Here is a 12376-nt window from a genome sequence, read left to right on the forward strand (position 1 = left end):
CAGGTCGATGACGGAGCCGGGCCCCCGCCACCGCCACTTGAAATCAGGCGCTGACCAGGGCTTCCACGGCCGTGGCGGCATCGAGCAGGCGCTCGTCCGTGGCGGCGGGGGCCACCAGCAACAGGCCGGTGGGCAGGCCCTGGGCATCGCGGCCGCTGGGTAGCGAGACACCCGGCGCGCCGAGCAGGCTGCCGGCCATGGTCAGGCGCAGCAGCTCCAGATTGGTGGCTGCGAAGAGGTCTGTGCCGGCTTCCAGAGGAGCCAGCAGCGGTGCCACGCGGCTCACCGTCGGCACCAACAGCAGCGCCTCGGCGAATTCGGCGGCAAAGCGCTTTCGCAGCTGATCGCGGCGTTCATGCAGAACGGCCTGATGGCCATCGGGCAAGGCCCGTGCCCGCTCCAGGCGCTGCCGTACCCGTGGGTCCAGGCGTGCGGCCGCGGGACCGTCGAGCACCTCGCGGTGCAGGGCGAAGGCTTCCAAGGCCCCTGGCCAACCTTCTGCGGCGAGAAATTCCAGGGCCTCGGCAAAGACCGTGCGGGCGCGGCGCTCCACGCGCACCCCGGCGCGGGTCAGCCGCTCGGCGGCGGCCAGCAGATTGGCCCGCACCGCCGGCTCCACCCGGGCGTCGTCCAGCACGCTCAGGTCCAGCACCACGCGCAACGCCGTCAGCGCCGGCAGCGGTCGGGCGGCTGCGCCTGTCAGCAGGCGATCCAGGCACTGCACATCGCGCAGGCTGCGCGCCAGCGGACCCGGCACGTCATAGGATGCGGCCAACGGAAAGATGCCGGTCGCCGGATAGCGCCCCAGGCTGGGGCGATAACCCACCAGCCCATTAAGCGCGGCCGGCAGGCGCACCGAACCGGCGGTGTCGGTACCGAGGGCCAGGGGCACGATGCCGGCGGCGACAGCCACCGCCGACCCCGAGGAGGAGCCGCCAGGTATGCGCACCTCACCCTGCGTCCGGGGATTGGCAGGCGTGCCGAAATGGGGATTCGATCCCACGCCGGAATAGGCGAACTCGCTGAGATTGACCTTGCCCAGGCTGACCAGCCCGGCCCGGCTCAGGCGCTGCACCAGCTCGGCGTCGGTGGCCGCCGGTGGCGCCAGGCGGCGCAGCTCGGCGCCGCAGGTAGTGACCTCGCCCTGCAGGTCGAACAGGTCCTTCCAGGCCAGCGGCACGCCATCCAGCGGCGAACGCGGCTGCCCAGTCTGCCAGCGCTCGCGCGCGGCCAGGGCTTCGGCGCGTCCACGCGCGGCGGTCAGGCTGATGAATACGGCCGAGGATGCCTGCGCGCGTGCCAGCGCCGCCTCGAAGACCGCGACCGGATCGAGGGTACCGGCGGCATAGGCCTCGCCGAGACCGACCGCATCCAGGGACAGGGCGTGGGCAGAATCCATGGCTGCTCCTTAAACGTACATTTTATAATTTGGTACGTTTGATAGAGCAGGCTTTGTGCCAGCTTGAGAAAAAGGCTGCTACTTAATCGCAAAGCCAGCGCTTAGCGGTCGCTCGATCCTTTCTTCACCCGCGGTCAATAAAATGTACTTAAATTAAATAGATCCATCTTTGTGCAGAACCGTAACGCCTGCCCCGTTACCGTGCGTGCACCTGACCCCGGCGGTAACGCGCGAAAGGCCGCAGGCCTGTGCCACAATTCTCATCTCGTTTCCGGAAGGCCCCCGATGTCGGCAGCAGTCCCCGCCCCCCTCGATGACAGTCGTACCGCCGCGCGCTACGCGATGATCCGCAATGCGCTGCGCGAAGCCATCCTGGCCGGTCGCGCGGTGCCGGGGCTGGTCCTGGTCGAGGCGCCGCTGGCACAGCTGTTCGGCACTAGTCGGGTACCGGTGCGCCAGGCGCTGACGCTGTTGCAGGAGGAAGGCCTGATCCGCCGCTTCGAAGGGCGTGGTTATCTGATCGATCCGGCCGGCACCGCGGGCGAGCCGCAGCGCCAGCCGCTGACCCGCCAGTTGCTCGGGCTGGACAGCGGTGACGAACTGATCGATACGCGCTCCCTGGGCGAACGGGTCGGCGACGAGATCGCCGCCTGTGTCAGCCACGCCCTGCTCTTCGGCCATTTCCGCCTGGACGAGCAGCAGGCGGCCGATCACCTGGGCGTCAGTCGCGCCGTGGTGCGCGAAGCCCTGATGCGCCTGCGCGATCGTGGCCTGATGGAAAAGGAACCCTATGGCCAGTGGCTGGCCGGTCCGCTCACCGCCCAGGCCATCCGCGACGACTACGAGATCCGCGCCCTGCTGGAACCCGAGGCGCTGTTGCAGACGGCGCCGGGGCTGGCGCGCGGCGAGCTGCTGGCGATGCTCGAACGACTGGAGCAGCTGGCTGCCCACCCTGCCCCCACCTCCTGGATCGCGGTGGAGCGCATCGAGGCGGATCTGCATGGGCGCTGCCTGGCCGGCCTGCGCAATCGCAAGCTGGCCCAGCTGATCGCCCACAGCCAGAGTCCGCTGAATGTCTCGCGCATCTTCCACCAGTCCCTCGGCACCCCGCTGGACGAGGCGGTGCTGGTGGAGCATCGCCTGGTGCTTGAATCCCTGCTGGTGGGCAGTCCCGACTCGGCCGCCAGCCAGTTACGCAATCACCTGCTGCGCGGTCGGGACCGCACCCTGCAGCGCCTCAAGGTGCTCTCGGTGCTGCCCGACCCGGAATTGCCGACCTATCTGGAGCGCCTCAGCTAGCGCGCCCGCAGGTGCCGCACGTAGCGGTCGCCGATGAACTGGATGCCGCACACCAGCACCACCAGGATGGCGATCACCACGGCCATCACCTGGGTGTCGTAGCGCTGGTAGCCATAGCGGATCGCCAGGTCGCCGAGCCCCCCTGCACCTATGGCGCCGGCCATGGCCGAGGCGCCGATCATGGCCACCAGGGTCACGGTGAAGCCGCCGATGATGCCGGGCAGCGCCTCCGGCAGGAGCACATTGAAGACGATGTGCCGCCGTTCGCAGCCCAGTGCCTGGGCCGCTTCGATCACCCCACCGCCGACCTCGCGCAGGCTGACCTCGGCGATGCGGGCGAAGAACGGCGTGGCGCTGAGGGTGATGGGCACCACCGCCGCCCAGACGCCGATGGTGGTCCCGGTGATCAGCCGCGTCAGCGGGATCAGGGCCACCAGCAGGATGATGAAGGGCGTGGCGCGAAAGGCGTTGATCAGGGTGCCCAGCACCCGGTTGAGGGTGGGCGCGGCGAAGATGGCGCCGCGCCCGGTGGTGACCAGCACCACCGCCAGGGCGATGCCGGCGAACCAGACGATGGCCGCGGACACACTGACCATGGTCAGGGTATCGAGAAAGGCCTTCCACAGCGCCTTGAGCATGAAGTCAGACATAGCCCAGCACCTCCGCCCGGGCGAACAGCCCGGTCTGTGACAGGAAGCTGGCCAGCCGTCGTTCCGGCGCCGCGGTCGCCACCAGCAGGCGACCCAGGGCATGGCCCTGGATGCGGTCGATACCGCCATGCAGCAGCTCGACCGGTGCGCCGAGGGCCTGGCCCAGCGCCTGGAAGTCAGGCTCCGCACCCTGGCCGTCGTAGCTGAGCTCCAACACGGCCCGGGCGCCCGGTTGCCGGGTGGCAGCGAGCCGCCTGGCCAGATCCGCCGGCAGCTGGGCCGCCAGGGGGGCCAACAGCGCCCGGGTGGCTTCTGCCTGGGGCGCACCGAACAGCTGCCACACCGGGCCCTGTTCGACGATGCGGCCATGCTCCAGGACCACCACCCGATCGCAGATCTGGCGAATCACCGCCATCTCGTGGGTGATGAGCACGATTGTCAGCCCCAGGCGGCGATTGATGTCCTGCAACAAGGCCAGGATCGACTGGGTGGTCTCCGGATCCAGCGCCGAGGTGGCCTCGTCGCAGAGCAGCAATTCGGGCTTGAGCATCAGCGCGCGAGCGATACCCACCCGCTGCTTCTGCCCACCGGACAGCCGCGAGGGATAGACCTGCTCCTTGCCCTGCAGCCCGACCAACTCGAGCAATTCCCGGGCCCGGGCTTCGATCTCGTCGCGACGAAAACCGGCGGCCTTGAGCGGCAAGGCCAGGTTCTCCAGCACCGTCTGCGAGGCCAGCAGATTGAAGTGCTGGAAGATCATGCCGATGCGCCGTCGCAGCGCCACCAGCCGGTCGCCCTCCAGGGTGCCGAGGTCGACGCCATCGACCAGTACCTGGCCGGCGCTGACGTCTTCCAGGCGATTGAGGGTGCGAATCAGGCTGGACTTGCCGGCGCCACTGCGACCGATGATGCCGAAGATCTCGCCACGGGCGATGCTGAGGTCGATGTCGGCCAGCGCGGTCACCGGCAGCGCACCGCCGGTGTAGATCTTTTGCACCCCGCTCAGGCGCAGATGGTCGCGCGCGGGAGCGGCCTGGGGCTCGACGGGCGGCTGCGCCGGTGCGGTGCTGAGCAGCGCGTTGCTCATCGGGCGGCCTCCTGCCGGTTCAGCCAGGCCAGGCTGTAGAGCTGCGGATTGCCATAGGCCTGGGCGATGGCCTCGCGCACCCGCGGATCGTTCTGGAACACCTGGATGAAGGTGCGGATCGCCGGGTCATCGGCCTTGTCCGGCCTGGTCACGAACCTCAGGGCATAGAGATGGCCGCTGGCCTCGTCGTCGCTGAACAGCAGCGCACTGTTGGGGTCCGTGGTGCCGGCCGCGAGGATATGCGAGGGATAGCTCTGCGCCAGGGTCACGTCGTCCAGCACCCGCGCCAGTTGCGGACCGGGCAGTTCGATGAATTTCAGCTGGCGGGGATTGGCGACGATGTCCTGCAGGCTGGCCTTGGGCCCGGTGTCCGGCTTGAGCTGGATCAGGCCGGCGCGGGCATAGAGGTGCAGCCCGCGGCCCTGGTTGACCGGATCGTCGGCCACCGCCACGGTGGCGCCGTCCGGCACCTCGGCAAAGCTTTTCACGCGTTTGGAATAGAGGCCGACCTTGTTTTCCACGCCATAGGCGATGGGCACCAGGCCGTAGCCGTTCTGGGCGTTGGCGTTTTCCAGGAAGGGTTGATGCTGGAAGTAGTTGACGTCGATGTCGCCGTGGGCGAGCGCCAGATTCGGCGTGTTCCAGTCGCTGAAGGCGACGATTTCCACCGCCACGCCCCGTTCCCGCGCCACCTCGGCGGCGCGCTCCAGGGCGGCATTCTGCGGACTGTCGTTGATGCCGAGGCGAATCTTCTGCGGCTCGGCGGCCTGGGCGGACAGCACCAGGGTCGTGCTCGCCAGGAGCAGCCCGAGGCGCAGGAAAAACGGAGGAATAGCCATGGGAGACCTCGAGATGTCGAGGGCTCGTCCGGTGGTCCGGTGGAACCCGTAAGGGAAAAGGGATCAGCTACCCTTCTGATCGGGCGCGTCGACGAAGAAATAGTCCTGCCAGCCGCTGGGCTGGTTGCGGATGGCGCCGATGCGGTACATGAATTCCGCCAGCTTCAGGGTGTTCTGCGGCGCCGTGTCGAAGTTGACCTCGGGGCTTTCGATGATCCGCTGGATCAGGGCCGGATCGAGGCGGGAATGCTCGACTTTCACGTAGGTCCGGGCGGCGGCGGCCTTGTCCTTCTCGATGATCTGCCCGGCTTCGACCAGGGCCTCACGGAAGGCCTTGTAGGTCTTGGGATTGTCCCGGCGGAATTTCTCGGTGACGAACACCAGATTGGGCGAGACGGCCCCACCGAGCACGTCATAGGAACTGAGCACCCTGTGCACCTTGCCGCTGGCCAGTTCCTGTTCCTGGAACGGCGGATTGGCGAAGTGGCTGTTGATCTCGGTACCGCCGGAGATCACCGCCGCGGTGGCATCCGGATGCGGCACCGCCACGGTCAGGGGATCCAGGCGATTCCAGTTCTTCTCGCCGAAGGCCTGGGCGGCGGCGTACTGCAGGAAGCGCGACTGCACCGAGACGTTGACCGCCGGCACGGCGATGCGGTCCTTGGCGGTGAAGTCGGCCAGGGTCTTTACCTGCGGATTGTTGGTGACCAGGTAATTGGGAAAGGCCCCCAGGCTAGCCACGGCCTTGACGTTCTGCCGACCATGGGTGCGGTCCCAGAGCGTGAACAGCGGCCCGAGCCCGGCGGAGCCGACGTCCACCGCGCCCGACAGCACCGCCTCGTTGACGGCCGCGCCACCGGACAGCTTGATCCAGTCGACCTTGATGTCGACGCCCTCTTGCTTGCCGTGCTTTTCGATCAGTTGCTGGTCACGCAGCACGTGCAGGATCACATAGGACACACCGAATTGTTCGGAGATGCGCAGGGTGCCCTCGGCCTGAGCCGCCTGGGGTGCGGTGACCAGTCCGGTGAGCAGGCTGGCCGCGAGCCCCAGGGCCAGGGGACGACGGGTGAAGGGGAGACGTGGGGACATCGGGGTGCGCTCATCCATGGAATTGGCTTATAGCCTAATCAAGATGTTCAGCGTTTTTGAAATAAGGATGGGTTATATGGATAGGTCGAGTGGCGTGTGGGCTTTCCCTCACCCCAGTCCTCTCCCAGAGAGAGAGAGAGGGCGCCCCGCCGGACGTAGGTTGGCGCTGAGCGAAGCGAAGCCCAACACCACCCTGCATCCCGCCCTACTCCCGCGCCGCCTGCCGCGGCGCGTCCGGCTTGGCCACCCGGAACCCCTCGGCGAAGGTCCCCTGCGTATCCAGGCGCTGCGGTATCAGGCCGCCGCGATGATAGAAATCCGCCGCCGCCTGCTGGTCGGCCACCACCTGCTGGTCGATGGGTTCCCAGTGCAGCTGGCGGCGCTCGAATTGCAGCCGGGCCACCGCCTCGGGAAAGCCGATGATCTGCGCCAGGGTCCTGGCATAGCTGTCGAGGTGGGCGTAGCCCCAGCGCTGGGCAGCGGCCAGACGCTCGAGGTAGTCCTGCAGCGCCGCGCGCCGGGCCGGATCGGCCAGGGCCGTATCGGTGGCGGCCAGGAAGCTGTTGCCCGCCCAGAGTCCGCGACCACTGACCAGCACCCGGGCGCCGTCGACCTGCTCGGCCTGGGCGGTATAGGGCTCCCAGGTCGCCCAGGCATCCACCGAGCCATTGGCCAGGGCCATCTTGGCGTCCACCGGACCAAGGAAGCGAAAGCTCACGTCCCGGGCGGTCAGGCCCACGGAATCCAGCGCCTTGAGCGCGATGTAATGGCCGATGGAGCCGCGCCCGGTGGCGATGCGCTTGCCCTTGAGATCGGCCGCGCTCCGCAGTGGCGAGTCGCGCGACACGATCACCGCCGTGCCATAGGGATCGGACTGGTCCACGGCGATGGCCTTGACCGGCGCGCCGGCGGCCAGGGCGAACAGCAGCGGGCCATCACCGATGATGCCGGCATCCACCACGCCCGCATTGAGCGCCTCGGCGAGGGGCGCGGCGGCGGGAAATTCCGCCCACTGGATGCGATAGCCCGGCAGGTCGCGCAGGCCGTCGGCCGCCTCCAGCTGGGCGCGCATGTTGCCCTTCTGGTCGGCGATGCGCAGGGTCAGGGTCTCGGCGGCCAGGGCCGCGCTGGCGGCGAGCAGCAGCGGTAGCGCCAGCAGGGTACGGCGGATGAGGGTCATGGTTTGGCTTCCTGGGTAAAGACACTGGCATCGGCCAGGGCGGCGACGTCGACCGGCTTGGGCAGCACCTGGAGTTCGCTGAAGAGATCGGCCACCTGCTGCACCGCGGCGACGTCTGCTGGCTGCACCGGACGCAGGCCACGGGAGGTGCGGGTGGAAATGGCCACCGCGGCACCTTCCGGCAGGCGCGTCAGCTCGGCGTAGACCCGGGCATAGTCCTGCGGATGGGCGACCGCCCAGGCCCGCGCCTGGGCCAGGCGCCCGGCGAAATCGGCGATGGCGGCGCGCTTGGCCGGGTCCTCCAGCGACGCTGGCGTGGCGGTGAGAAAGCCCAGGGCGGTGGTCAGCCCCTGGCCATCGCGCAGCAGCCGGGCGCCGTGCTGCTCGGCGATGCCGAGATAGGGATCGAAGGTGGCCCAGGCGTCGATCTGCCCGGCATTGAAGGCGGCGCTGGCATCGGTGGGCAGCACGAACTTGACCGTCACCTCGTCGCGCCTGACGCCAGCCTCTTCGAGGGCGGCATACAGCAGATGCTGGGAGATGCTGCCCTTGGCCGAGGACACCACCACGGTACGCCCCTTGAGGTCCCTGACCGAACGGATCGGCGAATCCTTCTGTACCAGCAGGCCATTGGCCTGGGGATAGCCGACATTGGTGGCGATCAGCTTGAGCGGCACGCCGCCGGACGCGGCCATCAGCACCGGCAGGTCCCCGGCGTAGGAGGTATCCACCGCGCCGACGCGCTGGGCCTCGAACAGCGGCGCGGCGCCCTGGAAGTTGGCCCAGCGATAGCGGTAGGGCGCGCCTTCGAGGGTGCCGGCGGCTTCCATCATGGCGCGCAGACCGCGGGCCTGGTCGCCCAGCACCAGGGTCACCCCGGAGAGATCCGGCGCCGCCTGGGCCTGCCCCAGCAGCAGCGCCAGGCCCAGCGTGGCAAGCAAGCGCTTCATTGCGCGTACTCCCGGCCCTCGTGGCGCTCCAGTTGGCGCACCGCCGCCTCCCAGTGGCGGACATGAGCGCCGCGCGCCAGGTTGCCGGGGATGAGGTCGCTGACCTTCTGCGCCACGGCGTCCGCGGCGATCACCAGCTCGGCACCGCCGCTCTGGGCCGCCAGCTGCGCCGTGCAGGAACGCTCCAGGTAATAGAGGTGCCAGAAGGCCTCTTCCAGACTGGCGCCCACGGTCAGCAACCCATGGTTGCAGAGGATCATCGCCGGGTGCGCCCCGAGGTCGGCCACCAGCCGACTCTGCTCGTCCAGATCCAGGGCCACGCCCTCGTAGCCATGATAGGCCAGGCGGCCGAAGAACCTCATGGCGTGCTGGGAAAGCATGAGTAGCCCACCGCGCTGAGCGGAGACGCCGATGCCCGCGGCCGTATGGGTGTGCAGCACCGCATGGAGGTCCGGCTGGGCACGGTGGATGGCGCTGTGGATCACGTAGCCGGCCGGGTTGATGCCGAGCCCGGTGGGGTCGAGGACGATTTCGCCATCGAGGTCCACCTTTGCCAGCGAAGAGGCGGTGATCTCGTCGAAGGTCTGGCCGAAGGGATTGATCAGGAAGTGCGCCTCCGGGCCCGGCACCCGTAGCGAGAAGTGGGTGTAGATATGGTCGGTCCAGCGTTCGCGAGCAGCCAGGCGATAGGCGGCGGCGAGCTTGACCCGCGCCTCCCATTCGGCGGCGGATACCTGGGCGCGGACGCTGGCGAGGGCGTTCTGGAAGGTGGTCATGCAGCGGCTCCGAAAGCAGAAGAGGCGCCAGGGCAACTGGCGTTGCCCTGATCTGCTTAGAACCTAACGTTGTGAGTCGCCGAGACGGAAATATCGATTACGCATAACCTAATATGCGCATTCTGGATAACCAAAATAGCCAAATATGCGAAAACTTGTTTTCAGCACAGAACCAATCGATCTAAGGCGCTGGGCCCTGACCTTGCTTTAATGGCGATCATTGCCCACCCGCCTTCTCCGTGGAGCTCGCCATGCCCCCTATGCTCGACCGCCTGCGCCTGTTCCTGCATGACCTCGCCACCCTGGTCGACGAACACCCTGCCGAAGCTCAGTTGCTGCAGCGCGGCGCCGCCCTGCTTGGCGAGCTGGTGCGCCATGACGACTGGCTGCCCGAGGACTGCGCCCTGCCCCGCCCCGAGCGCTACAGCCAGTACCTGCTGCATGCCGATGCCCGCCAGCGCTTCTCGGTGGTGAGTTTCGTCTGGGGTCCGGGCCAGGCCACGCCCGTGCATGACCACCGCACCTGGGGCCTGATCGGCATGCTGCGCGGCGCCGAGATCGCCCAGGGCTTCATCCGCGATCCCGCCGGCCGCCTGCTGGCGGAAGGCGCGCCCGTGCGCCTGGAGCCGGGCCAGGTGGAAGCCGTCTCGCCGCGGGTGGGTGACATCCACCAGGTCAGCAACGCCTATGCCGACCGCACCTCCATCAGCATCCACGTCTATGGCGGCAACATCGGCGCCGTGCGCCGCGCCGTCTATGCCGCGGATGGCCAGGAAAAGCCCTTCATCTCCGGCTACACCAATCGCCAGCTGCCCAACCTGTGGGACCTGTCCCAGGAGACCGCCACACCATGACCGCCATCCGCACCGCCGAGGACATCCGCCAGGCCCTGCTCGCCGGCACCGAGGTCGCCCTGCTCGACGTCCGCGAGGAAGACCCCTTTGCCGCCGGCCATCCGTTGTGGGCCGCCAATCTGCCGTTGTCGCGCCTGGAGCTGGAGGCCTGGTCGCGGCTGCCGCGGCGCGACGTGGCCATTACCCTTTACGACAATGGCGAGGGTCTGGCGGAACGCGCGGCCGAACGCCTGCACGCCCTGGGCTATACCGACGTGGCCCTGCTCGAAGGTGGCCTGGCGGGCTGGCGCGCCAGCGGCGGCGAACTCTTCATCGACGTCAACGTGCCGAGCAAGGCCTTTGGCGAACTGGTGGAAGCCCGGCGCCATACCCCTTCGCTGCCCGCCGAGGAGGTCAGGGCGCTGCTGGATCAGGACGCCGATCTGGTGATCCTCGACGCCCGCCGTTTCGAGGAATACCAGACCATGAGCATTCCTGGCGGGGTCAGCGTGCCGGGTGCCGAACTGGTGCTACGGGTGGCCGAGCTGGCACCTGATCCGCGCACCCGGGTCATCGTCAATTGCGCCGGCCGTACCCGCAGCCTGATCGGCGCCCAGTCGCTGATCAACGCCGGCATTCCCAATCCGGTGGCCGCCCTGCGCAATGGCACCATCGGCTGGACCCTGGCCGGCCAGACCCTGGAACATGGCCAGCAACGCCGCTTCGGTGCGGTGAGTCCGGCGACCCGGGCGACCGCCGCGACCCGCGCCCGCCAGGTCGCCGATCGCGCCGGCGTCGCCCGCCTGCCCTTCAGCGAACTGGCAGCCTGGCTCAGCGACGCCCAGCGCACGAACTACCTGATCGATGTGCGCACCCCCGAGGAATTCGCCGCCGGCCACCTGCCCGGCGCCCGCTCGACACCGGGTGGCCAGCTGGTCCAGGAGACCGATCACAGCGCCCCGGTGCGTGGCGCCCGCCTGGCGCTGGTGGACGACGACGGCGTGCGCGCCAACATGAGCGCCTCCTGGCTGGCACAGATGGGCTGGACGGTGGCGGTGGTCGACGCCATCCCGCCCGGCGCCCTGAGCGCCACTGGCCCCTGGCAGGCACCGGCGCCCACGCCGGGGCCGGTAGAGCGCATCTCGGTGACGCGGCTGCAGGAATGGCTGGCCGAGCCGGGCACCCTGGTGGTGGATGTCACCGCCAGCGCCAACTATGTGCAGAGGCACATCCCGGGCGCCGCCTGGGTGCTGCGCGCCGATCTGCCGGCAGTGCTGCCACCGGCCGAGCGCTATGTCTTCACCTGTGGCAGTGGCCAACTGGCCGCCTTCGCCGCCCTCGACGTCCAGGCCACCACCGACCGGCCGGTCCTGCTGCTGGAAGGCGGCACCGCGGCCTGGCTGGCCGCCGGCCTGCCGGTGGAAGAAGGCGAGACGCGGCTGCTGTCGACCCGGCGCGATCGCTACCGACGCCCCTACGAGGGCACCGACGCCCCGCGCGAGGCCATGCAGGCCTACCTGGACTGGGAATTCGGCCTGGTCGAGCAGTTGCGGCGGGATGGCACCAGCGGCTTCCGGGTCATCTAGCCGCTGGTCCCCACAAAGGCCGCCACCCAGGCCGCCGTCTCCATCAGCGCCTGTGAATGGCTCAGGCCGCTGCGCTTGAGCGGCTTGAGATCATGGTCCGCGGTGGCGAGCCACTGCACCTCGATGCTTGGCGCCAGGGCATAGCCCGCCACCTCCTCCCGCGAGCCCAAGGCATCCCGCTCGCCCTGGACGATCAGCGTCGGTGTTGCCAGGGTCGCCAGGTGGTCGGTGCGCAGCCGTTCGGGCTTGCCCGCCGGGTGAAAGGGATAGCCCAGGCAGATGAGGCCCGCCGCGCCCAGTTCGTCGGCCAGCAGACTGGCCATCCGCCCGCCCATGGACTTGCCCGCCAGCCACAGCGGTCCGCTTTCCGCCGCGCGCCAGGTGGCGATTATGGCCCGCCAGTGCTCCAGCAGGACCGGGGCCGGATTCGGCGGGCGCCGTTTGCCCTCGGCGCATGCTCGCGCCATGTAGGGAAAGTCGAATCTCAGGGTCCGGATCTCGCGCCGGGCCAGCGCCTCGGCCAGTTGCTGCAGGAAGGGGCTGTCCATCCCAGCCCCCGCCCCATGGGCCAGCAACAGGGTCGCCAAGGGCTCACCCGCGGGTCGGCATTCGCGAAAGCTGTCGAGGTACAACTCGTCTGCCATGGGCCACTCCTCGTCCAAACGCCAGAGCTTAACCCGGGCTT

The 12376-nt window shown here is 68.7% G+C and carries 12 protein-coding genes; 3 read left to right on the top strand and 9 right to left on the bottom strand.

Annotated elements, in window-relative coordinates; translation table 11 throughout:
* Nucleotides 1-43: 43 nt before the first annotated feature.
* Nucleotides 44-1399: an amidase gene (locus QMX82_RS05865; protein WP_282281514.1), complete on the bottom strand. Its 1356-nt coding sequence runs from the start codon at nt 1397-1399 to the stop codon at nt 44-46.
* A gap of 285 nt (nt 1400-1684) precedes the next feature.
* Between QMX82_RS05865 and QMX82_RS05870 the strand changes: the two genes are divergently transcribed.
* A complete protein-coding gene (locus QMX82_RS05870) occupies nt 1685-2698 on the top strand; it encodes a GntR family transcriptional regulator (protein WP_282281515.1) in 1014 nt (337 codons plus the stop codon).
* Here QMX82_RS05870 and QMX82_RS05875 read toward each other — a convergent pair.
* The 7 genes from QMX82_RS05875 to QMX82_RS05905 form a co-directional block, all read right to left on the bottom strand.
* On the bottom strand, nt 2695-3348 hold the full coding sequence (locus QMX82_RS05875) for a methionine ABC transporter permease (protein ID WP_044342295.1): 654 nt from the start codon (nt 3346-3348) through the stop codon (nt 2695-2697). The genes QMX82_RS05870 and QMX82_RS05875 overlap by 4 nt on opposite strands.
* Nucleotides 3341-4435, bottom strand: a complete 1095-nt coding sequence (locus QMX82_RS05880) for a methionine ABC transporter ATP-binding protein (RefSeq protein ID WP_282281516.1) — start codon at nt 4433-4435, stop codon at nt 3341-3343. The genes QMX82_RS05875 and QMX82_RS05880 overlap by 8 nt, the downstream gene beginning before the upstream one ends.
* The gene (locus QMX82_RS05885) at nt 4432-5274 is read right to left on the bottom strand and encodes a MetQ/NlpA family ABC transporter substrate-binding protein (RefSeq protein WP_282281517.1); all 843 of its coding nucleotides are present in this window, start codon (nt 5272-5274) and stop codon (nt 4432-4434) included. Before QMX82_RS05885 ends, QMX82_RS05880 begins: the two co-directional genes overlap by 4 nt.
* Nucleotides 5275-5337: 63 nt before the next feature.
* On the bottom strand, nt 5338-6366 hold the full coding sequence (locus QMX82_RS05890) for an ABC transporter substrate-binding protein (RefSeq protein WP_282281518.1): 1029 nt from the start codon (nt 6364-6366) through the stop codon (nt 5338-5340).
* A 205-nt stretch (nt 6367-6571) separates the two neighbouring features.
* The gene (locus QMX82_RS05895; protein WP_282281538.1) at nt 6572-7537 is read right to left on the bottom strand and encodes an ABC transporter substrate-binding protein; all 966 of its coding nucleotides are present in this window, start codon (nt 7535-7537) and stop codon (nt 6572-6574) included.
* Nucleotides 7538-7542: 5 nt separating this feature from the next.
* Complete coding sequence (locus tag QMX82_RS05900) at nt 7543-8496, bottom strand: ABC transporter substrate-binding protein (protein ID WP_133859276.1); 954 nt, start codon at nt 8494-8496, stop codon at nt 7543-7545.
* Nucleotides 8493-9272 carry a class II aldolase/adducin family protein gene (locus tag QMX82_RS05905; protein ID WP_282281519.1) on the bottom strand — a complete coding sequence of 260 codons (780 nt, stop codon included), beginning with the start codon at nt 9270-9272 and terminating at the stop codon, nt 8493-8495. The genes QMX82_RS05900 and QMX82_RS05905 overlap by 4 nt, the downstream gene beginning before the upstream one ends.
* Before the next feature lie 251 nt (nt 9273-9523).
* Between QMX82_RS05905 and QMX82_RS05910 the strand changes: the two genes are divergently transcribed.
* Nucleotides 9524-10126, top strand: coding sequence for a cysteine dioxygenase (locus QMX82_RS05910; RefSeq protein WP_282281520.1), 603 nt, complete (start codon nt 9524-9526; stop codon nt 10124-10126).
* The gene (locus tag QMX82_RS05915; protein ID WP_282281521.1) at nt 10123-11691 is read left to right on the top strand and encodes a rhodanese-related sulfurtransferase; all 1569 of its coding nucleotides are present in this window, start codon (nt 10123-10125) and stop codon (nt 11689-11691) included. Before QMX82_RS05910 ends, QMX82_RS05915 begins: the two co-directional genes overlap by 4 nt.
* Here QMX82_RS05915 and QMX82_RS05920 read toward each other — a convergent pair.
* Nucleotides 11688-12335, bottom strand: a complete 648-nt coding sequence (locus tag QMX82_RS05920) for an alpha/beta family hydrolase (RefSeq protein ID WP_282281522.1) — start codon at nt 12333-12335, stop codon at nt 11688-11690. The two genes, QMX82_RS05915 and QMX82_RS05920, sit on opposite strands and share 4 nt — an antisense overlap.
* Nucleotides 12336-12376 lie beyond the last annotated feature (41 nt).

This window comes from Pseudomonas sp. PS02302, assembly GCF_029959585.1.
In the GTDB taxonomy this organism is placed as follows: domain Bacteria; phylum Pseudomonadota; class Gammaproteobacteria; order Pseudomonadales; family Pseudomonadaceae; genus Chryseomonas; species Chryseomonas aestiva.

What these genes read in the sequence shown, in the direction of transcription:
- QMX82_RS05865 (WP_282281514.1), bottom strand. Translation starts at nt 1,399, where the DNA reads ATGGATTCTGCCCACGCCCTGTCCCTGGATGCGGTCGGTCTCGGCGAG.
- QMX82_RS05870 (WP_282281515.1), top strand. Translation starts at nt 1,685, where the DNA reads ATGTCGGCAGCAGTCCCCGCCCCCCTCGATGACAGTCGTACCGCCGCG.
- QMX82_RS05875 (WP_044342295.1), bottom strand. Translation starts at nt 3,348, where the DNA reads ATGTCTGACTTCATGCTCAAGGCGCTGTGGAAGGCCTTTCTCGATACC.
- QMX82_RS05880 (WP_282281516.1), bottom strand. Translation starts at nt 4,435, where the DNA reads ATGAGCAACGCGCTGCTCAGCACCGCACCGGCGCAGCCGCCCGTCGAG.
- QMX82_RS05885 (WP_282281517.1), bottom strand. Translation starts at nt 5,274, where the DNA reads ATGGCTATTCCTCCGTTTTTCCTGCGCCTCGGGCTGCTCCTGGCGAGC.
- QMX82_RS05890 (WP_282281518.1), bottom strand. Translation starts at nt 6,366, where the DNA reads ATGTCCCCACGTCTCCCCTTCACCCGTCGTCCCCTGGCCCTGGGGCTC.
- QMX82_RS05900 (WP_133859276.1), bottom strand. Translation starts at nt 8,496, where the DNA reads ATGAAGCGCTTGCTTGCCACGCTGGGCCTGGCGCTGCTGCTGGGGCAG.
- QMX82_RS05905 (WP_282281519.1), bottom strand. Translation starts at nt 9,272, where the DNA reads ATGACCACCTTCCAGAACGCCCTCGCCAGCGTCCGCGCCCAGGTATCC.
- QMX82_RS05910 (WP_282281520.1), top strand. Translation starts at nt 9,524, where the DNA reads ATGCCCCCTATGCTCGACCGCCTGCGCCTGTTCCTGCATGACCTCGCC.
- QMX82_RS05915 (WP_282281521.1), top strand. Translation starts at nt 10,123, where the DNA reads ATGACCGCCATCCGCACCGCCGAGGACATCCGCCAGGCCCTGCTCGCC.
- QMX82_RS05920 (WP_282281522.1), bottom strand. Translation starts at nt 12,335, where the DNA reads ATGGCAGACGAGTTGTACCTCGACAGCTTTCGCGAATGCCGACCCGCG.